General features: G+C 42.5%; 20 protein-coding genes. 2 read left to right on the top strand and 18 right to left on the bottom strand.

Annotated features, from left to right (window positions below):
• Positions 1 to 392: 392 nt before the first annotated feature.
• The 10 genes from BKH46_RS08530 to BKH46_RS08485 form a co-directional block, all read right to left on the bottom strand.
• Positions 393 to 1,973, bottom strand: coding sequence for a sulfatase-like hydrolase/transferase (locus tag BKH46_RS08530; RefSeq protein WP_095226420.1), 1,581 nt, complete (start codon positions 1,971 to 1,973; stop codon positions 393 to 395).
• Between the two features lie 2 nt (positions 1,974 to 1,975).
• Positions 1,976 to 3,823 carry an RNA polymerase sigma factor RpoD gene (gene rpoD, locus BKH46_RS08525; RefSeq protein WP_095226419.1) on the bottom strand — a complete coding sequence of 616 codons (1,848 nt, stop codon included), beginning with the start codon at positions 3,821 to 3,823 and terminating at the stop codon, positions 1,976 to 1,978.
• A gap of 123 nt (positions 3,824 to 3,946) precedes the next feature.
• On the bottom strand, positions 3,947 to 4,714 hold the full coding sequence (locus tag BKH46_RS08520; RefSeq protein ID WP_095226418.1) for a carbon-nitrogen hydrolase family protein: 768 nt from the start codon (positions 4,712 to 4,714) through the stop codon (positions 3,947 to 3,949).
• On the bottom strand, positions 4,711 to 4,920 hold the full coding sequence (gene xseB, locus BKH46_RS08515) for an exodeoxyribonuclease VII small subunit (RefSeq protein WP_095226417.1): 210 nt from the start codon (positions 4,918 to 4,920) through the stop codon (positions 4,711 to 4,713). Before xseB ends, BKH46_RS08520 begins: the two co-directional genes overlap by 4 nt.
• 12 nt (positions 4,921 to 4,932) lie before the next feature.
• Entirely contained in the window at positions 4,933 to 6,321 is a 1,389-nt protein-coding gene (locus BKH46_RS08510) for a cation:dicarboxylase symporter family transporter (protein WP_095226416.1), read from the bottom strand.
• Between the two features lies 1 nt (position 6,322).
• The gene (gene ubiE, locus BKH46_RS08505; protein ID WP_095226415.1) at positions 6,323 to 7,054 is read right to left on the bottom strand and encodes a bifunctional demethylmenaquinone methyltransferase/2-methoxy-6-polyprenyl-1,4-benzoquinol methylase UbiE; all 732 of its coding nucleotides are present in this window, start codon (positions 7,052 to 7,054) and stop codon (positions 6,323 to 6,325) included.
• On the bottom strand, positions 7,047 to 8,465 hold the full coding sequence (gene argH / locus BKH46_RS08500) for an argininosuccinate lyase (RefSeq protein ID WP_095226414.1): 1,419 nt from the start codon (positions 8,463 to 8,465) through the stop codon (positions 7,047 to 7,049). The genes ubiE and argH overlap by 8 nt, the downstream gene beginning before the upstream one ends.
• A 12-nt stretch (positions 8,466 to 8,477) precedes the next feature.
• A complete protein-coding gene (hemJ, locus tag BKH46_RS08495; protein WP_095226413.1) occupies positions 8,478 to 8,921 on the bottom strand; it encodes a protoporphyrinogen oxidase HemJ in 444 nt (147 codons plus the stop codon).
• A gap of 22 nt (positions 8,922 to 8,943) precedes the next feature.
• Positions 8,944 to 9,528 (bottom strand): YigZ family protein, encoded by a 585-nt coding sequence (locus BKH46_RS08490; RefSeq protein WP_095226412.1) that lies wholly within the window; start codon positions 9,526 to 9,528, stop codon positions 8,944 to 8,946.
• Positions 9,525 to 10,298: an META domain-containing protein gene (locus BKH46_RS08485; protein WP_095226411.1), complete on the bottom strand. Its 774-nt coding sequence runs from the start codon at positions 10,296 to 10,298 to the stop codon at positions 9,525 to 9,527. Before BKH46_RS08485 ends, BKH46_RS08490 begins: the two co-directional genes overlap by 4 nt.
• A 181-nt stretch (positions 10,299 to 10,479) precedes the next feature.
• Between BKH46_RS08485 and BKH46_RS08480 the strand changes: the two genes are divergently transcribed.
• Entirely contained in the window at positions 10,480 to 11,358 is an 879-nt protein-coding gene (locus BKH46_RS08480; protein ID WP_095226410.1) for an outer membrane beta-barrel protein, read from the top strand.
• A gap of 35 nt (positions 11,359 to 11,393) precedes the next feature.
• Here BKH46_RS08480 and BKH46_RS08475 read toward each other — a convergent pair whose 3' ends face one another.
• The 8 genes from BKH46_RS08475 to BKH46_RS09560 all read right to left on the bottom strand — a co-directional run bounded on the left by BKH46_RS08475 (position 11,394) and on the right by BKH46_RS09560 (position 18,432).
• Complete coding sequence (locus BKH46_RS08475) at positions 11,394 to 11,738, bottom strand: chaperone NapD (RefSeq protein ID WP_095226409.1); 345 nt, start codon at positions 11,736 to 11,738, stop codon at positions 11,394 to 11,396.
• Positions 11,738 to 12,697, bottom strand: coding sequence for a nitrate reductase (locus BKH46_RS08470; protein WP_095226408.1), 960 nt, complete (start codon positions 12,695 to 12,697; stop codon positions 11,738 to 11,740). The genes BKH46_RS08475 and BKH46_RS08470 overlap by 1 nt, the downstream gene beginning before the upstream one ends.
• A 22-nt stretch (positions 12,698 to 12,719) precedes the next feature.
• Complete coding sequence (locus BKH46_RS08465) at positions 12,720 to 13,163, bottom strand: 4Fe-4S dicluster domain-containing protein (RefSeq protein WP_172402609.1); 444 nt, start codon at positions 13,161 to 13,163, stop codon at positions 12,720 to 12,722.
• Positions 13,164 to 13,235: 72 nt separating this feature from the next.
• The gene (locus BKH46_RS08460) at positions 13,236 to 13,757 is read right to left on the bottom strand and encodes a nitrate reductase cytochrome c-type subunit (protein ID WP_095226406.1); all 522 of its coding nucleotides are present in this window, start codon (positions 13,755 to 13,757) and stop codon (positions 13,236 to 13,238) included.
• Positions 13,754 to 14,668: a quinol dehydrogenase ferredoxin subunit NapH gene (napH, locus tag BKH46_RS08455; protein ID WP_095226405.1), complete on the bottom strand. Its 915-nt coding sequence runs from the start codon at positions 14,666 to 14,668 to the stop codon at positions 13,754 to 13,756. Before napH ends, BKH46_RS08460 begins: the two co-directional genes overlap by 4 nt.
• Complete coding sequence (gene napG, locus BKH46_RS08450; RefSeq protein ID WP_095226404.1) at positions 14,668 to 15,438, bottom strand: ferredoxin-type protein NapG; 771 nt, start codon at positions 15,436 to 15,438, stop codon at positions 14,668 to 14,670. The genes napH and napG overlap by 1 nt, the downstream gene beginning before the upstream one ends.
• 15 nt (positions 15,439 to 15,453) lie before the next feature.
• Positions 15,454 to 18,252: a nitrate reductase catalytic subunit NapA gene (gene napA, locus BKH46_RS08445; RefSeq protein ID WP_095226403.1), complete on the bottom strand. Its 2,799-nt coding sequence runs from the start codon at positions 18,250 to 18,252 to the stop codon at positions 15,454 to 15,456.
• Between the two features lie 9 nt (positions 18,253 to 18,261).
• Positions 18,262 to 18,432 carry a hypothetical protein gene (locus tag BKH46_RS09560; protein WP_172402608.1) on the bottom strand — a complete coding sequence of 57 codons (171 nt, stop codon included), beginning with the start codon at positions 18,430 to 18,432 and terminating at the stop codon, positions 18,262 to 18,264.
• 69 nt (positions 18,433 to 18,501) lie between these two features.
• Here BKH46_RS09560 and BKH46_RS08440 point away from each other — a divergent pair.
• Positions 18,502 to 19,557: hypothetical protein (locus tag BKH46_RS08440; RefSeq protein ID WP_143428939.1), on the top strand; the 1,056-nt coding region annotated here is incomplete at its 3' end.

The raw sequence follows: 19,557 nt of genomic DNA, 5'->3' as shown, positions 1-19,557 counted from the left end.
TTCTAACCCTTAACTCATAGATTTCTTATAGAAACCCATCAACCAGAGATAAAAAGAAAAATTATCGGAGAGTTTTATATGCGGCTCACCTGAATGGGATTGGAATATTACAAGCTTATTGCTTAATGTATGCTTAATGGATTGAGAGGGGGGGGGGATAAAAAGAAAGAAGGAGAAAAGGGAGGGAGGTAAGATTGGGAGGTGGGGGGGAAGAGAAAGAGGGGGGGGGTTGAAGGAAAAAGGAGGTTGCCTCAAAGCCTGTTTATTGGGGGCAGGAAGGAAAAAGAGAGTGATTGAAGAATCCAGAGAAACTTGTGTTATCGCAGATAACCATCACTCCATCGCCCTATCAAATCACCTATCAAATCAAGAGCTAGGCAAACAAAGGCAATTTATTGCTTGAGAATATCTAGGTCTTTTTGATAATCTTGAGTATGGATATCAAGCAAGTCAAGCAAAGTGTGGAAAATATAGTCGTGGCTAAGATGTGCGTCTTTGCTTTTTGCCAACTCTTGATAGTGCTGTTTGAAGCCATTGCCTAGCCAAATCATTGAGGGGATATGCTTTTGTGTTTCTGGAGAGAGGGCATAGGGCAGCCCTCCGTGCATGTATTGCTTATATTCGCCCAAACTCTCGCCGTGATCGCTCACATACCACATCGCAGCAGCAATGCCTTTGTTTTCTTTGAGTGCGTGGATAATCTGATACAAAAAATAATCTGTATAGACAATCGAATTGTCATAAGCATTGACAATGCTTTCATGGGAGCATTTTTGGAGTTCTTTTTGCTCACACACAGGAGAAAAATATTCAAAATTCTTTGGGTATCGCTTAAAGTAGCTCGGGCCATGGCTGCCGTGGAGATTGATTACGATAAATGTATCTTGCTTTGTGTGTGCAATCAAATCTGTAATATACCCAAGCATTGCCCCATCAAAACTCCCATCATTGTAGTATTTGATATGCTCAATCCTCGCACACACCCCTCCCATACACCCACCCCCGTTGTTGCTGATCCAATAAGTCTGATAGCCCACTCTTTGTGCGATGTCTAAAATATTATCAACATACAAAGATTGGTTGCGGCTTTTATAGGTCTGGTGCGTGTAGTTTGTCAGCATACAAGGGATAGAAATAGCTGTGATCACCCCGCAAGCATAAAAATTTGTGAAATTCACCAAAGACTTGAGTTTTGATGTGTAGGGATTTGTGTCCCTTGCATAGCCATTGAGAGAAAAATTTGCTGCTCTAGCGCTCTCGCCAATCACCAAAACAAACACTGATGGGGCTTGATGGGAGCGCACAAGCTTAGCATCTGCTCCTATATGCACAAAATGCTTTGCTGGCCCTAATGTATCTAAAGCCACACGCACACCCGAGCGGATAGGGGCAAATGGATTGGTTGCATAAATGATAGGCTTAGAGCTTTTAAAGGCAAAAACAATATCAGCACCTTTCCAAAGATATAGACCACTCAAAGCGATGAGATACCCAACAATGAGGGCTAGCTTGAGGGCGCTAGAGCGCCAAAAAGACCTCAAAGACCCCAAAGGGCAAAAAAACAACAAACAAAGCGGGAGTGCCACATACAAGAGCAAAGCACCTACTAGCCCCCAGCTTAAAAAATCCTTAATCTCCCCTGTGTTGGTATGCAGCAAGCTTTCTATAACCATATCATTGATCGTGATGTCTAAAGTCTGCATGAAGTATTGACTCACCCCAGAAATCACGACCAAAGCCCCAATCACCCATTTAACAGACAATCGCACACTCAAAAGTTCAATACTCAAGGCAATCAGCAAGACATACGCAGCAAATAATGCAAATAAAAGAGATTTATCGCCCTCTTTTTCCATCGACACATAAGCAAAAATCTTTGTCCAAAAAGTGTCGTTATAAAGCCCTGCTAAAACCACTGCGGCGATAAATATCACCCAATGATAAGACAATGGGCGAAAAAAAGTGCTCTGCACACTCACTCTTCGATATAGTTTTTGAGTTTTCTGCCCACTTTGGGGTGTTTGAGCTTTTTGATTGCACTCGATTCTATCTGTCTGACGCGCTCTCTGGTGACATTGAGCTCTTTGCCGATTTCTTCTAGTGTCCGATCGCTCTCATCGTCCAAAAGACCAAATCGCATGCGAATCACAGCCTTTTCTCTGTCATTGAGCTGGTCTAAGACTTCATCGATTTGGACTTTTAAATCTTCCTTCATGATATAATCTATAGGTCCCATCGAATTTTTATCCTCGACAAAATCGCCAAATTTGCCATCATCATCATTGCCAATCGGGGCTTCTAGGCTGATGGGCTCTTTGGTGATTTTGATGACATTTTTTACTTTGTCTATCGGCAAGCCAACTTCTTGGGCGATCACATCAACATCAGGTTCTTTGCCACTTTCTTGGACGTGTTTGCGCATGATTTTATGGATACGATTGATGGTTTCTATCATATGGATAGGGATTCTAATCGTCCTAGCTTGATCAGCGATTGCCCGTGAAATCGCTTGTCTGATCCACCAAGTAGCATAGGTCGAAAATTTGAAGCCCTTTTTGTATTCAAATTTATCCACAGCCTTCATCAATCCGATATTCCCCTCTTGGATCAAGTCCAAAAACGGCAACCCTCTGTTGGTATATCTCTTAGCAATACTCACCACAAGCCGCAAGTTTGATTTTGCCATTTTATTTTTGGCCTTATCTGAGATAGATTTGCCCCTTTTGATCTGCTCTAAAATCTCTTTGAGCTTCTCTGGCTTGAGGTTGAAGCCATCTTCACTAGCCTCTTTGGTCTGAAAGAGCTTTTTAATCTCGATATAAATATTCACTGTCGTAGGCTCTAGCACGGCTGCAGCGATATCTTCTCGGGACATTGTTGTGATATTTTTAAGGATTCTCTCGTGATTTTCAATATGCATATCAGAGTATAGCGGGAGCTTGAATTCAAGGCTTTGGCGGGCTTTCTCAAAGCCACTGCCACTTTTTAGAGTATTTTCCATTGCCTTGACGAGTTCATTGATGAGCTTGCTCGTAGGCCCTAAATCAAGAAGTTTGTTTTTCAAAACTTGCTTTTTATGTGCAAGTGTCAAGATATGCACCAATTCATCTTCTTTAGCATCAGGAATTGTATCGATGGTCTTGAGCCAATCTCTTTTGGCCTTATCGAGTGCTTTGAAGCTTTCTAGGACTTTTTCAACGCGTTTTTGGTCTTTTTTAGAAACAGGCTTTTTGCTCTCCCCATCTTCTTCTTCTGTGTTTTCCTCTTCTTCTTCGCTCTCTTCATTGTCTTCGCTATCATCATCAAAGCTTTTAAAAAGCTCTTTGACGCGTCGCTCGCGATTGATTAGGGCGTCTTTATAATCATAAATAAAATCAATCAAATACGGGACAGAACAAATCGCATCCAAAATGGTATTTTCTCCCAATTCAATCTGCTTACTCAATTCGATCTCTTCTTCTTTAGTCAAAAGAGCAATCTGCCCCATCTCCCTCAGATACATTCTCACAGGGCTATCGCTCCTGCTCCATTCCAAGAGTTCTCGCTCTTTCATGAAGTCAAATTCATCTTCAAGCTCTTCATCTAAAACTTTTCTTTTTTCTTCAGCAAGCTTGATTTCATCTCTGGTATTGAGTTTTTTTGCTAGTTCTGATGAGCTCACTAATGTTCTTTTGTGCTTTTGTGTGAGTTCTTTGATTTTCTTGACTTGGGCTGGTGTGGGGACTTTTTGCAAGACTTGAGCTATCTTTTCATAAGAGATAAAATCACTCTCAGTTTCTTTGAATAAAATCTCTAATTCTTGATTGATGGTTTTTGCTGACATAATTTCCCTTACTTTGCAGAATATTAAGTAGAAGTGGTTGCAATGGCTTTGATTGATTGAACTTTTTGTATTATACCCAAATTTTTAAACGCCTTCAGACAAGGGGGCTTGATTTATTTGATTTTATCTGAATTTCCATTCCTTGACATACTCTTGGATCTGGGATTTTTCTACCTCAACACACAGCACTTCTTCTTTTGAGCCCAAATGATCTTCAATCGTGCCATTAGGCAAGGCAATAAAACTATCTCCATAAAACTGCCACTGCACCCCATCATAGTCATATTCGCCAATGCGATTGACCCTAACAACCATACACGAATTACAAAACGCTCGCACCTTACACAAATCCTGCCAACGCTGATGGGAATCAAAGGTGCAAGCTGTGCTTAAAAGCACGATATCCACGCCTGCATTTTTCATCTTCACCCATATTGCATCAAAATGCACTTCAAAGCCAAATAAAACTGCGATTTTCAAGCCATCTTTTTCAAACAAATAAGGGAGTTTGAAGCTTTTGGGCTTGGGGTTGGCAAAATAAGCTTCTTCATCCCAATGTGGATAGGCGATCAATCGCTGCTGGGTATAAAAATCTATCTGTTCGCCATTGATGATGGCAATTTTTTTATAAATTTTCTTTTCATCCCCGCACAATACAGGGGCAATCAGCGTCAGATGTAGCTTTTTTGTGAGTTTGGTGAGCTCTGTAAGCCTGCTTTGTGTGATGTTGTTGATAATTTCTTTAGACATACCACCAATCTCATGGAAAAAGGGATTTAAGACATACTCCCCCATCACAACAACAGAGCCCTTTTTGATTGCTTTTAAATAGGCTGTTAGCTTTTCTTCTTTGAGTGGGAGTGAGGGGAGCTGCAATATCGCTAAATTCATTGTTTGACCTCACTTTGAGTGGGGATAGATTTTAACTCTTGGTATTCTAGCTTGGCTTTTTCAAGCAAGCTTTGCGCTTCTTGGAGCTCTTGCATACCCTCTTTATAGAGATTCAAGCCCTCTTTGAGATTGAGGTTTTGGGTATTGAGTTTGCTAAGAATTTCCTTGGCTTTTTCAATCCTTGCTTCAAAACTCACTGCTTCCATCATCGCCCCCTTTTATCCATTATAGATTTTTTTATCTAATGTGCCCAATTCTTTATCAGCACACACAGCTGAAGTCATCGCTCCAGAAACATTACTCAAAGTGCGTGCCATATCTAAGATAGGATCGATCGCTAAAACAATCGCTAAAAGCCCAAAATGCTCGCCAAACCCAATACCAGCAAGCATAATAGAAGCTGCCATAGTCGCGACCCCAGGGATACCTGCTATCCCCAAAGAGCCCAAAATCGCTACAATCACAACCATCACCATAAAGCTAAAATCAATCTGCACGCCCAAAAGATTTGCGATAAAAACTGCTGTCATCGCAGGAAAATACCCCGCACAGCCATTGAGCCCAACGGTGCTGCCTAAAGAAGCTGTGAAGTTTGCTGTGCCTGCATTGACCCCGAGTTTGTTTGTCAGTGTTGAAATCGTCAAAGGAAGCATTGCCACTGAAGATCTGCTTGTAAAAGCAAGCAACCAAGTATCTATGGCCTTTTTGAGATAAGTCCAAGGATTGAGCCCGTGGAAAGCCACTAGCAATAAATGCACCACAAACATAACCACCATCGCCAAATAAACCAATCCCACAAAAAGCATTGCGTCTTTGATCGCCCCAAAGCCGTTGGATATGAGCGTATTTGCCATCAGACAGACCACAGCATAAGGCATAAAACGAATAATGAATAAAGTCATCACCATCACGATTTGATAGCCTGCTTCAATCACATCACTAAAAGTTGCAGAAGCCTTTTTGTATGCATCGATTTTAGCAACGCTCCTAGCCCCAAAGCCTATGAAAAATGTCAAAATCACCACACCGACGATATTATCCTGTCCCATCGCTGCTATTGGGTTGCTAGGGATAAGACCCAGCAAGACATCAGCAAAGGTTTTTACCTCTCTGATTGCCCTATCGCCTGTATAAGCGCTGAAATTTTCTCCCAGACCAAACCCCACTGCTAAAGCGATCCCCACGCTCGCAGCAATCGCTGTGGTAAAGAGCAACCAAAAAAGCGAGCGCCCCAAGAGTGCTTTGAGATTGATCCCACTATCGATATGCAAGATAATCCGAATCATTGAAAATATAATGATTGGTATCACTAGCATTTTGATAAAGCCCACAAACGCCTTGCCAAAAAGCCCAAACCAAATTTTTATCTCAGAAAGCCAGTAAATACTTTGCATTTGTTCTTGACTCGGATAGCCTGCGATACCTTGGAGCACTACACCAAAAGCAATACCCATAAACAACGCCACAAGCATTCGGATAGAAAAACTCAAATTTTTCTTTTGCAACACCCAAAGCACACAAAAGCATAATGCCAAGACAACTAATGCCCCCCAAGTCAGGGGCTCAGAAAGTGCTAAAAAATTTTTTAAAAAAGCTCCATCACTCATTTTATCGTTTCACTCCAATCAATAAGGTTGAAATACCCATACTATAATCTTTGGCAAATCTCACATCAAATCCCGATAATTCCAGTGCTTCCTTGAGCCCAGAGAGGCTCAAAAAATCCCCGATAGAATCAGGCAAATATTGATAAGCTTGATAATTTTTTGATATGAATCCACCAATAAAGGGTAATATTTTTTTGGTATAAATGCTAGTGATTTTATCCAAAAAACTCTCTTTTTCTTTTTTGGTAAATTCTAGCACGACGAGCACCCCCCCTTGCTTCAAAACCCGCCCAAACTCCCCTAAAGCCTCTTTGATATCAATCACATTACGCAATCCATAAGCGATTGAGAGAATATCAATGCTTTTAGATTCAATGGCTTGGAGGTCTTTTGCTTCTCCTGTGATCCATCGGATTTTTTGGGTATCGGGATAGTTTTTGAACTTTTCTTTAGCAACTTCTAGCATTCCCTTTGAGGGATCGACTCCGATGATTGTGTTAATATTTTTACCCAAAATGTGAGCGTTTTTGTCCCAATGGATCATCATATCGCCCGTCCCACAAGCAATATCTGCAATCACAAGCCCATCACGCTCCCTTGTGTATTCAAACGCCCTTTTGCACGCTTCTTTGCGCCAAGTGATGTCAATCCCTAGGCTCAAGACCCGATTGGCGCTATCATAAGTGGGTGCGATTTGGTCAAACATCGCAATGATTTGTTTTTGCTTATCCATTGTTTTGGTGCCCTTGGTTTTGAAGCCCTTGATACCTCTGTAGCCATTTTTGCAAGCTCTCTATTTGCTCAAGCACTCTCTTGCTCGCAGTCCCCCCAAGGCTATCTCTTGCTTCCATAGAATTTTTCAGATCCAAAACCCCCTTTATACCCGAAATATCCAAACAAGCAACTTGTAATATTTCTTTTTCTTCTAATTCGCTGATATCAACGCCCTTTTGGTCTGCATAAGCAACGATTTTGCCTGTGAGATGGTGGGCTTCTCTAAAGGGTAATTTAGCCTTTTGGACTAAAAAATCAGCTAAATCTGTCGCGGTCAAATGCCCTACTTTAGCCATTTTTAGCATATTTTGAGGAAAGATTTGCATTGTAGAGAGCACTTCTTTTAAAATATCCAGAGAAATCAAAGCTGTTTCTACACTATCAAACACGCCTTCTTTGTCTTCTTGCGTGTCTTTATTATAAGCCAAGGGCAAACCCTTCATCACGCTCAAAAGCGCCATCAAATTCCCAAAAGTCCTGCCACTTTTGCCCCGCAAAAGCTCTGGGACATCGGGATTTTTCTTTTGAGGCATGATAGAACTGCCCGTAGAATAGCCATCAGAGAGTGCGATAAATTTAAATTCATAGCTACTCCAAAGCACCAACTCTTCAGCAACCCTAGAGATATGCATCAAAAGCATAGAAATATCATACAGCAAATCCAGAGCAAAATCCCGCTCGCTCACTGTGTCCATTGCATTGAGTGTGGGGGCTTTGAATCCCAACTCCTTTGCCATCGCCTCTCTATCATTGCCATAAGGCGTCCCTGCCATCGCCCCTGCCCCTAATGGCAAGAAATTATTCCTCTCATAGCTATCATATAAGCGCTCACAATCCCTCTTAAAGCTCGCGCACCAAGCCACTAAATGGAAGCCAAAGCTAATGGGCTGGGCGTGCTGTAAATGCGTCATACCCGGCATAATCGTTTGTGTGTGGGCAAGGGCAAGCTCTAAAATCACATCAATGAGTGCAGCGATTTTTTGCTGTAAGATTTGATTGTGTTCTAAGACATAGAGTCTAAAATCAAGTGCGACTTGGTCATTGCGGCTTCTGGCAGTATGTAGCTTTTTCCCCGCATCGCCAATGCGCGCAGTGAGGGCAGTTTCAATCGACATATGGATATCTTCATCAGATATTTTAAACACAAACACATCTTCTTCTATCTCTTGAGCGATTTGATCAAGCCCTTTTAAGATCGCTTGGTATTCTTCCTCAGTGAGCACACCAATGTTCCAAAGCATTTTAGCGTGGATTTTAGAGCCCTTGATATCATATTTCCATAATTTTTGGTCAAAGCCTATGGAGGCATTGAATCTATCTAGCAAGCCGCTGCTCTCCTCACTGAATCTCCCACTCCATAATTTTGCCATTATCTCCCTTTCTTAGAATTGGACCACAGCGCAAAATGCGATCACAAACAAGCACAATGTAGGCACTTCATTAAAAAATCTAAAAAATTTCCCACTCCTTTTGGTTGTCCCCATAGCAAAAAGACGCACAAATCGCCCACACATAAAATGATAAATGAGCAAAATCAGCACAAAAAGTAATTTGATATGCAGCCACCCTCCTGATGTCAGCAAGGTAGGGTGCAGAGCCAACATCAACGCCCCTGTCAGCACGCATACAACCATCGCAGGCTGTCCGATAAAACTATACAGCTTCCTCTCTTGGATTCTTACGATCTTGACATACTCAAGCACTTGGGCATTTTCTGTATGATAGACAAACAAGCGGGGCAGATAAAAAAGCATCGCCATCCACGAAACAAAAGCAATCACATGCACTGCTTTAATCCACAGATAATATTGGTCCAAAAACTCCATTTTACCTCCTAAATTTTAGATTTCACTCAAAGACTAAATCTTGTTTGTATATTGCCAAAAAATCCTGAGTATTTTGCACATTTCCAAAAAGTTTGAGCCGCACAGATTTTTCTAAAAATCCCTCTTTCTCTAAGGCAAGCCCCATCTTTTTAGCCAAATATTCCACTCTCCCTAACAAGGCATAAGGGCATTCTAAAGAAATATTTTCACAAATCTCAAAAACACCCATTGCCCCTGCGTCTTTGGCTGTTTGTATGCTTAAAAGCACGCTTTTGCTATAAGCACGCACCAAACCACCAACCCCCAAGAGCACCCCGCCAAAATATCGCACCACCACAACCCCCACATCTACTAACTCTTCCCCGCGCAATACATTTAAAACAGGTCTGCCCGAACTCCCTCTGGGCTCGCCATCATCGCTAAACCCCTCACACACACGCACTCCATCAAAGAATCGATACGCATACACAAAATGCACAGCCTTAAGATGGGTCTTTTTCAAGTCTGCTAAACCTGTATCAAAGCACCGATAAGGCATTAAAAATGCTAAGAATTTTGAACCTTTACTCACAAACTCTCCACAAACAATCTCACTGATCGTATTCATTGGAGATATATCTGCATTTTACCATTATCTAGCACCATTGAAGTGCCATTTCTTTTCACGCTAAAAATTCCATTGAAATTACGCATCAAACGAAATTCAAAGCTCATCAATGTATCGGGCTCACAGAGCTTTCTTGTCATGCCTGTATTGCCCACTTCAAGATGATCGCTATCTTTCCAAGCATAGCTAGCAAAATAATTATTGCAGCCTGTAACTCCATAAATCCGATGTTCAGAGGGGTCAAAATTCATTGTGGCTATTTCTTTGAGGTCTAAGAGATGTTCTTTAGAGTCTTGAGTTTGCGTAGTTTGGGGTGTTTGGGTCGATTGGGGCAAGGCAGTGTTTTGTGCGGGTGTGGCCATAGTGCTTGGGGCAATGGGAGATTCTTGGCTCACAGACCCATTTTCTTGCGCGAGCGTGCCATCTGTATGGACTTCTCCTGTATGAGCTTCTCCATTTGGGCTATTTTCTTTTGTGGTATCTTGTGTGGTATCGGGGTTTTGAGGGGTGGTATGGGTGTTTTGAGAGATTTGTGCTTTGGTTTCCCCCTCTATATTATTTTGCAGAGCTTGATTCTGCAGAGCCTGATTTTGCAAAGTTTGATTTTGGAGAGCTTGAGCTCTTAAAAGCTGGGGTGAAAGGTATTCTTTGCCATCGACGACGATTTTTTGGATTTCCCAATTATTGTGTGCGATCTTGCCTTCAAAAATACCCCACAACGAACAAGCACTCAAAATCACAGCCCCTAAGGCTAAAAAAATAAATTTCATTGATAACAAAATCCCCTTAAGCAAATTATCGTGTGATTGGATGCAAAAATAATACCCAAACCTTGGATAACAAATCTTAGCTTTCAGCAAAAATATCCATCAAATAAAACGCAAACACTCGCACAACCATAGCCCTAAAGACCTATAATTTGTTACAAAAAGTAATAAAATTATAAATATTTTGCATTTTTGTATCCCTGCTCAATCATTTTCAATAAAAATATATAAAATTATATCCCTTAAATCGCACAAATCACTTCAAAAGGAAACTAAAATGAAAAAATCCATTGCACTCTATTCTGCAATGCTCTCAATGCTTTTTAGCGCAAGCTTTGGGACTCAAGCCCCTCAAACAAACACTCCCTTTGCAGACAAAGACCCAAAATCGGGCTTTTTTGCAGGGATTGATTTGAGTTTGGCTAATTTTTCTTATTCTGATAGTGGCAGCCCTATTTCCATCGATTCTGAGATACGCACATCCTTTAACTACGGGCTCAAAGGTGGCTATCAGCTTTATTTCAACCCCAGACACGGCGTTCGCATAGGCGCACACCTCAATATGGGTAGCTATAATGTTTACGACAAAGGCACAAATACCACTACTTATACTAGCACCCCTACCCTTGAATACGACAACAAGGCGAGTTATTATGGCTTGCGCTATGGGATTGATGTGGATTATTTATATGATTTTTATAACGCTCATCAAACAAGCATAGGTCTTTCTGCGGGCTTTGGCTATGAGCTAGCAAACTTCCTCGGAGGCAAAATCACAAGTGTCACAACCCCCATCACACCGACTGCCAAAACACCTGCGACTATTCGCACAACCAAAAACTCACTCTTTGGCACAGGGGCATATTTCAACCTAGGGACACATTATTATTTCTTGAACCATCAAGTCGAATTGGGCTTGCGTATCCCTTTGAATATCTTTTTTCCCATAAACTATGCAGCCAATGGAACGACTAAAAATGTGATTGCAGGCACACCTTACTATCAATACGGACTCATCGCCCCTCTGACCTCTGTGCATTTGAGCTATACCTATCGATTCTAGGGCGATTGCGGGGCGATACTAGGGCTAGTGTAAGGCTAGCGTTTGTAGAGCCAAGAATTGACATCGCCCTTGTAGGTAATATCCTTAGCGTCTTTGAGGTCGTTGATAGTCTGGGCAATCTCTAAAGAAGAAAGATTTTTAGCAAATTCTTCTTCAGAATAGCTCAAATGCATATTCGCAGCCAACACACCATCAATCTCTTCTATAGCCCTTAAGGCCGCGATCTCTTCTCCCACATCTTGTGCGCTGATGAGTGCGATAGCCATAGCACTTTTTGGATCACTCACAGGCACCTCCACTCCATCAAGCCCCTCCAAAGATTCTATCACTCTATCCCAATGCTCTGTGTTTATCTTGATGATAATACTTGAAATATTCATTATAATCCCTCTAGTTTCCAAAAAAGTATTTTTCGCCCATCACAACTAGCAATCAGCTCTTGATGATAGAACAAAATCGTATTGATGATACAGCCCCCACCGCTATAGACCTTTTTGATTTGATGGCTCAAGAGATCGACAAGTGCGACCCCTCCCTCTTCATCATACATCATCGCGCCATATTTCGCATCTGTATCAATACCCACAGCATAGACCAAAAACTTTGCCTCTATTCCCTCTCCTTGCACAGAAAAATCCCTATTGAGCCGATAAATCCCCATTTTTCTATCTTGCCCTGCGCTCAAAATGATATTTTTTGCCTTGACAAGCTGATAGACATTATCTTTATTGACCCCCTCAAGCTTCTTGAGTATCTTCCCGCTAGCAACTTCAATCACATCAATCACGCCAGATTCAGCCGTTGAATAGGCGATCTTTTTATCTTCAGAGATGATGAGATCTGAAAATGCAGCTTGCGAGGGCTGGATTTTATAGAGAAATTTTTGTGCCTTGAGGTCATAAAGGGCGATTTCATTACTCATCAAGCCCAGCAAGACCTTATGCGTATTAACCCATAAAGCCCTAGACACTTCAATCCCATCTCGCTCCCCTAGCACAACCTTATCCCCCAAAGGACTGATTATATGCAGCTCTCTGCTGCCATTGCTCCCTTGAGATACAATCAAAATATTTTTGCCATCGAGTGTATCGCTAAAATAGACCTGTGGCTTATGCTTATCGCCCAAAAAATCAACAATCAAAGGCAGTTCAAAACGATGTGTGAAATGCCGGCTTGATAAATCATAAACACGCACGCAGCCATTATCTTGAGAAAGATACAAGCTATGGTGGTAGCGCATCATCGATAAAATCCCTCCATCACTCTCCACCACATAGCTAGCACTCCCCTTTGCAGATAAAAGCACGCCCATAGCAAGCACCAAAAATATCTTTTTCATATCTATCCTTAGGGGTGGCCCTCTATCTTGCTTGGACTCTATTTGCTTGACCTCTATTTGCTTGGGCTTGGGTTTTGGCTTGCTTGGGCTCTATCTTGATAGCATTTTGTGGACATACACGCACGCACATACCACAGCCATTGCAAGCCTCCAACACCTCAGGATAAAACAAGCCAGAAAATGCGATCGCCCCATTGCAAACATCTTTGCAAGAAGCACAGACCACTTGATGATACGCCAAACAATTCAACACATCAATATGGGCATACGCTTGAATATCTCCTTGCAAACAAGGGTCTAAGACACTATCTTGACCATATTTTTCCCAACAAACCTCAGCACATTTTTTGCAAAACACACAGCCTGCAGAGCTAAAATCCAAATACGGCACCCCACCCTCTGTTTTTATCACAATTTCCATAGGGCAAGCTTCCACACAATCGCCCGCACAATCTTTACACAGCATATTTTGCCCCTTAGCATAGGGCAAAAATACAGCCTTGGGGGAAGGTGCGTGTAAAAACCTCTCAAAAAGCATTTAATGAACGCCCTCATTGATGACATCCATCAAATCAGAGCTAGACTTTGCACCCTCGTGTGTGAAATCTGGCTTGAAGTTATTAGGCACTAAAGGCTTGGCCTTAGCTTGGGGCACATGGCATTGGGTGCAATTATAGCGGCTATCTGATATGCCATCTTTGATAGCTTTATCGTGGCGCAAGTCAATTGTATGGGACTTAGGCACAGGGGTAGCCCCGACAGATTTAGCCACATCAGGAGCGTGGCAACTCAAGCAAGTATTGTTATCTTGTGTGATATCTGTCATCCCCTCAATATCGTGCGGGATAAGAGGCGGGGCGTTTTCATAGGAACGTTGGATCTTTTGACTCTCTCCTGCTGGGGAGGTTGTGTATTGATAATCATTTAAATGCACATCTTTTTCATCTTGCACAGGGATTTTACGCAACCCCAAAGCATTATCAGAAATCCCTCCAGCATCACTCGAACAAGCTACAAACAATCCAGTGATTGCTGCTAAAGCCAATAGTTTTAATTTCATTTTATCTCCTTTTTGATTGGGTTTGTTATTTTAAAAGTGAGTGCATCATCTGCACACACCTCAATACACCGACCACATTTAATGCACGCCATCGCATCGATGATCGTGCTTTTTTTGCCTACACTATGCAGGACTTGATTTTCAGGGCATATCTGCACACATCGCATGCATTTACTGCATTTGTCTGCATCATAGCCCACACGCCAAATACTATACTTCCCAATCAGTCCATACATTGCCCCCAAAGGGCAAAGATGGCCACAAAAGCCGTTTTTAACCCATAATAAATCAAACAAAAACACAAGCAAAATACCAAAAAACCCTGCCCCCATACCAAAGACCACGCCACGATGGAACATACCTATAGGGCTTATCATCTCAAAAGCTGCAATACCAAAGACAAAAGAAAGCACCAAACTCAAAAGCAAAACCCCATATTTAGCATTTCTGCTGATTTGTATCTGCTTATTGGGAGCATAAGAGCCGAGCCATCTACGCAAAAAGCTAGCAAAATCAGTCACTAGATTGATCGGGCAAACATAAGCACAATACGCCCTGCCTAAAAACACACCATAAAGCCCTAGCACAACAAGCAAGCCGATATAAACATTTAAACTCAATGCCCCACCAGCCAAAAACAACTGCGCTACCATCAAAGGATCGCTCATAGGGATCACTCCAAAGAGTTTTGAGTTACTCAAATTCCCTTGCAAGACATGTGCTAGGCTTGGGACATCTTTGCTCTGGCCAACAGCAAGATTTCTATGGTCTGCTACAAAGCTACTGATATCGCCCTGATAGACACCAAAAGATTGATTAGCAATCAAGATCCAAGAAAAATTTCCCACAAAAAATAAAGCCAAAATCCCTATTTGGATCACACGCCTTAAAATCAAAAATCGATACGACATCACAACCCCTCGCTATTGAGATAATCAGTGGGGCTGCGTTCAGATGGTTTTTTGAGCTTGCTAGAAACTCCTTGGAGGCGCTCTTCATCTTGGACTTCCCAACCTTTGATATAATTAGTCCCCATCTTGCCAAGCACCACATCACGGGGCAAAATCGTAATCGATGCCACTTCTGTAACACACACATGCTCGCATTTCCCACACCCCGTGCATATATCATTATCCACCATAGGGAGCAAAAAAGAATGCTTGCCTGTGCGCTCATTTCTTTTGTATTCAAGATACAAGGCCTTATCCATCAAAGGGCAAGCACGATAACACGCATCACACTGGATCCCTGCATATGCGATACAATTTTTTGTATCCACAATCGCTACACCCATACGAGATTTGTTGATATCAAGCTGCCCGTTGGTGCTCAAGGCTTGCTTATCAAGCACATCTGTAGGGCAAGCCTCCACACAAGGTATATCCTTGCACATATAGCAAGGGGTTTTTCTCGGGAGGAAATAAGGCATACCCAAAGGCGCGCTATCCAGAGGTGAGGCAAGCTTGAGTGTGTAATAAGGGCAAGCCTCCACACACAGACCACATCGGATACAATTTTTCAAAAACTGATCTTTGGGCTTAGCCCCAGGGGGTAAAAGCCAAAGCGGGGAGGCAGAGGCTTTTTGCACATAAGCCCCCCATACAAGCCCTCCAACAGCGACCATACCCATAGCTTGGAGGATTTTTATGAGATGTTTGCGTCTGTTTGCATCAAAATCCATCTGCTATCCCTCTTTTTAAGCCTTATAAACTTTCACAGCACACTTTTTGAAATCTGTCTGCTTAGACAAAGGACAAGTAGCGTCCAAACAAACTTTATTGATATAAACATTTTCATCAAACCAAGGGATATACACAAGCCCCCTAGGTGGTCTGTTTCTACCACGCGTATCGATTCTGGCTTTTACCTTGCCCCGCCTGCTTTCTACCCAAATCACCTCATCTTGCTTGAAGCCATTAGAAGCTGCGTCTTCTGGGTGCATATAGCACAGCGCTTCAGGGACAGCACGATAAAGCTCAGGGACACGCATTGTCATTGTCCCACTATGCCAATGCTCAAGCACACGTCCTGTCGCAAGCCACATTGGGTATTGCGTATCTGGCATTTCACAAGGATCCATATAAGGGCGAAAGAAAATCTTTGCTTTGTTGTGTATGGATACTTTTTTGTCTGTGGGCTTGAGTAAATCTCCTTGATTCAAAGACGCGTCTTTATTACCATAGAAAGCGAACTCTTTGCCATCACCAAATTTCCGTGCATAAGGGTCATATTTAGCATTGAAGCGCCATTGCGTTTCTTTCCCATCGACCACAGGCCAACGCAAACCTCTGACCTTATGATAAACATCAAACTCAGCCAAATCATGCCCGTGCCCAATACCAAACTTCCTGTATTCGTCCCAAAGATATTTTTGGATAAAAAATCCATACCCACCAAAAGGTTTGCCATCACTCCCTAGCACATTTCTTTCATCGCCAAAGACTTCAGAATTCAACACCCCACCTTTGAGTAGTTCTTCTTGCGTGGTGAATTTTTTTGCTTCTTTATTAGCAAAAAGCACATCAAACAAAGTATCATCAGGGCTATATCCCATCGCTTTAGCCGCATCTAGCACAGATTGCATACCCAAATGGGGATAATCCTTGCCCCAAACCTCACTGAGCTTGAAACGTTTAGCAAATTCAAAAATCTGCCAAGTATCACTCATCGCATTCCCTTGAGGCAAGACCTGCTGCTTCCAATGCTGCGTCCTGCGCTCTGCATTGCCATACGCACCCCATTTTTCATAAATCATCGCTGTAGGCAAAATCAAATCAGCCACTTTCGCACTAATCCCAGGATAACAATCACTCACGATAATGAAATTATCCATCTGACGTGCTGCTTTGATCCAATGATTAGCATTGGCTGTATTTTGCCACGGATTATTGACAGCCACCCAAAGCCATTTGATTTTGCCATCTTCTAAATCACGCATCATCGTCAGATAAGGCGAACCAGGCTTGGCGTTCAAAGTCCCCTTTGGCAAACTCCAAAAATTCTCAGCAATCGCTCTGTGCTTGGGATTGGTAACGACCATATCTGCGGGCAAGCGATGGGCAAAAGTCCCCACTTCCCTAGCTGTCCCACAAGCACTGGGCTGGCCTGTGAGAGAAAATGCGCCATTTCCGGGCTTGCTTTGCTTGCCTAAGAGCATATGGACCATATAGCTTTGCTCATTGACCCAAGACCCTCTTTGGTGTTGGTTGAAGCCCATTGTCCAAAAGCTCACGACCTTGCGATTTTTCTCAATATACAAATCTGCTAGGGCTTGAAGTTTTTTCTTAAAATCTTCAAGATTTTCATCTTTATTGCCCTTAGCTAGCTGCGCGACAAAATCCAAAGTATAAGGCTCTAAAGCCTTTTTAAACGCATCATACCCTATCTCCCAATGCGCCCCTGCTTTTGAAGCATTATCCATCTCCATCACATCGCCTGCCTTCATACCAAGATATTGCAATGCGATGGCTTCATTATCACTCAAAGGCTTAGAAACTTCCTTGACAACGATCTCCCTCTCAGCTGCACTGAATCCTTTATGATTGGGATCTCTGCGCATACCATAGCCGATATTGACCACTCCTGTGCTGAATACGCAATGTTCATTGACAAAGTTTTTATCGATGACTTCAGGGTGGTTATACACAATCTCGCGTGCGATATAGTTCCAAATAGCAAGATCTGTAGAAGGTCTGAATACAATTTCTATATCTGCAAGATCTGAAGTTCTGTTGGTAAATGTAGTGAGATTGACAATTTTGACCTTAGAGGCGTGGGTGAGCTTCCTATCAGTCACGCGACTCCAAAGGATTGGGTGCATTTCTGCCATATTCGCTCCCCAAGTGATCACAGTATCTGTAAGCTCAATATCATCATAGCAGCCTGCGGGCTCATCAATACCAAAAGTCTGCATGAACCCAATCACCGCACTTGCCATACAATGCCTAGCATTAGGATCGATATTATTACTCCTAAAGCCTGCCTTCATCAACTTGAGTGCAGCATAGCCCTCTGGAATCGTGTATTGCCCGCTTGCCATCAGCGCAACGCCATTGGGTCCCATTTGGTTATAGGTCTTTTTGAATTGCTTTTCCATTTCATCAAAAGCCCTCTGCCAGCTCACGGGGACAAACTTGCCCTTTTTATCAAACTCACCCTTGCTATTGACCCGCAAAAGTGGCTCACTCAAGCGATCTTCTCCATACATAATCTTGGCACAAAAATAGCCCTTGATACAATTGAGTCCCCGATTGACTGGTGCTTTAGGATCGCCCTTGACTGCGATGATTTTCTTATCCTTAGTAGCCACCATAATCCCACAACCTGTCCCACAAAACCTGCAAACAGCCTTATCCCATTTCCAATCCTTTTGCCCTTCTTTAGCGTCTGCTGCTAGTGTGCTCGGAAGAGTAATCCCCACACTAGAAGCCGCAGAAGCCACTGCCGCAGCTTTGATAAAATTTCTTCTGGATAAACCCTCTTGTTTTAAAGTCATACATACTCCTCATGAAAGATGTTTCGTATAGCAAATGTGCTCACGCAAATATTCTATTCCAAATACCATCAGCATAGCTTGATGTATATCAATCTCATTTTGATTCATCTCGTAGTAAAATTTGCCGATTTGTATCCTAGGACACCCACTCCAAAAAATCTTTGCTTGATGAGAATACATTTTGCTTGACTTCCTATATAATTAGGGTAAAACGGGTAAAGGTAGTTAAGATAAGGGGGTATATGCGTATTGCGTATCTTGATACTTGCATCTGTCATTTTAGGGGGCTTGCTCCATGCGACTACCTATGATGCAAATACCGATGTTATCTACACCAAACACGCTGCCAATGGTGCTATGCCCCCTAGAGAAAATGTATATATCAACAATCAAGCTATCGTCAATATCACACTCTCTTTAGACCGCATTCCAGATGGGTTTTTTACTGCGGGGCTTTTAAATGGCAGTATGCAAGATTATTTATTCAGTGGAGATGGGCAGCTAAATTTCCACCTAGACACAGCCAAAATCGGAGGGACTGCGTGGGGCGTGTTTATCTGGCGATGGGCGTATGGGAGGGAGGGGAAATTCACCTTTGATGTGGATACTTCTTTTTCTGCTGTAGATAACGCCTCAATTGGTAGAGGGCTATTTGTCGAAAATGGAGCGACAAACACAGACCCCAAGGGCTATTTTGCCTTCAATAAAAATCTTTCTATCGATCTCAACAACACTGCCCCGACTAAAATCGGCTTTGATGCCTTTGGCAAAAAGGTCTATGCACGACCGATATTTTTGATGGAATATAGCGGCAGAGCCTTTATCAATGCCGATCCCATTACGCACGTTATCATCAATCCCAATAACATAATCCAACTCAAAGGTGATATTTATTATGGAGATAGAACAGATCTCTATATCAATCTCACCAACGCACAAAGCTTCTTGATGGGCTCTATCTTTGGCACTGCGGGCACAAATGGCAATCTGAATTTAAGCAATGGAGGTAAATGGTATCTAACAGACACTTCACTCATCAACACACTCTCGATTTCAAACCCCAAACTCGACCCACACCACCCCATCGATGCCAATGATGAAGCAAATATTTCTATCGTCGATCTCACCAAATACACTTCTAGCAATGTTGCAGGTATCTACTGCCCCAACGATAATTGCCACCGTCTCACCTCCACCACCTTTGCACCACGCACACTCAAAGTCGATACAATCAATGGCGCTAATGGAGTCTTTCGCTTGATGGCAGATATGCAAAATGGTCAAACAGACAAGATAGAAGCAGGG

Source organism: Helicobacter sp. 12S02634-8 (assembly GCF_002272865.1).
GTDB lineage: Bacteria > Campylobacterota > Campylobacteria > Campylobacterales > Helicobacteraceae > Helicobacter_J.
This window is presented reverse-complemented; position numbering and strand designations above follow the sequence as displayed.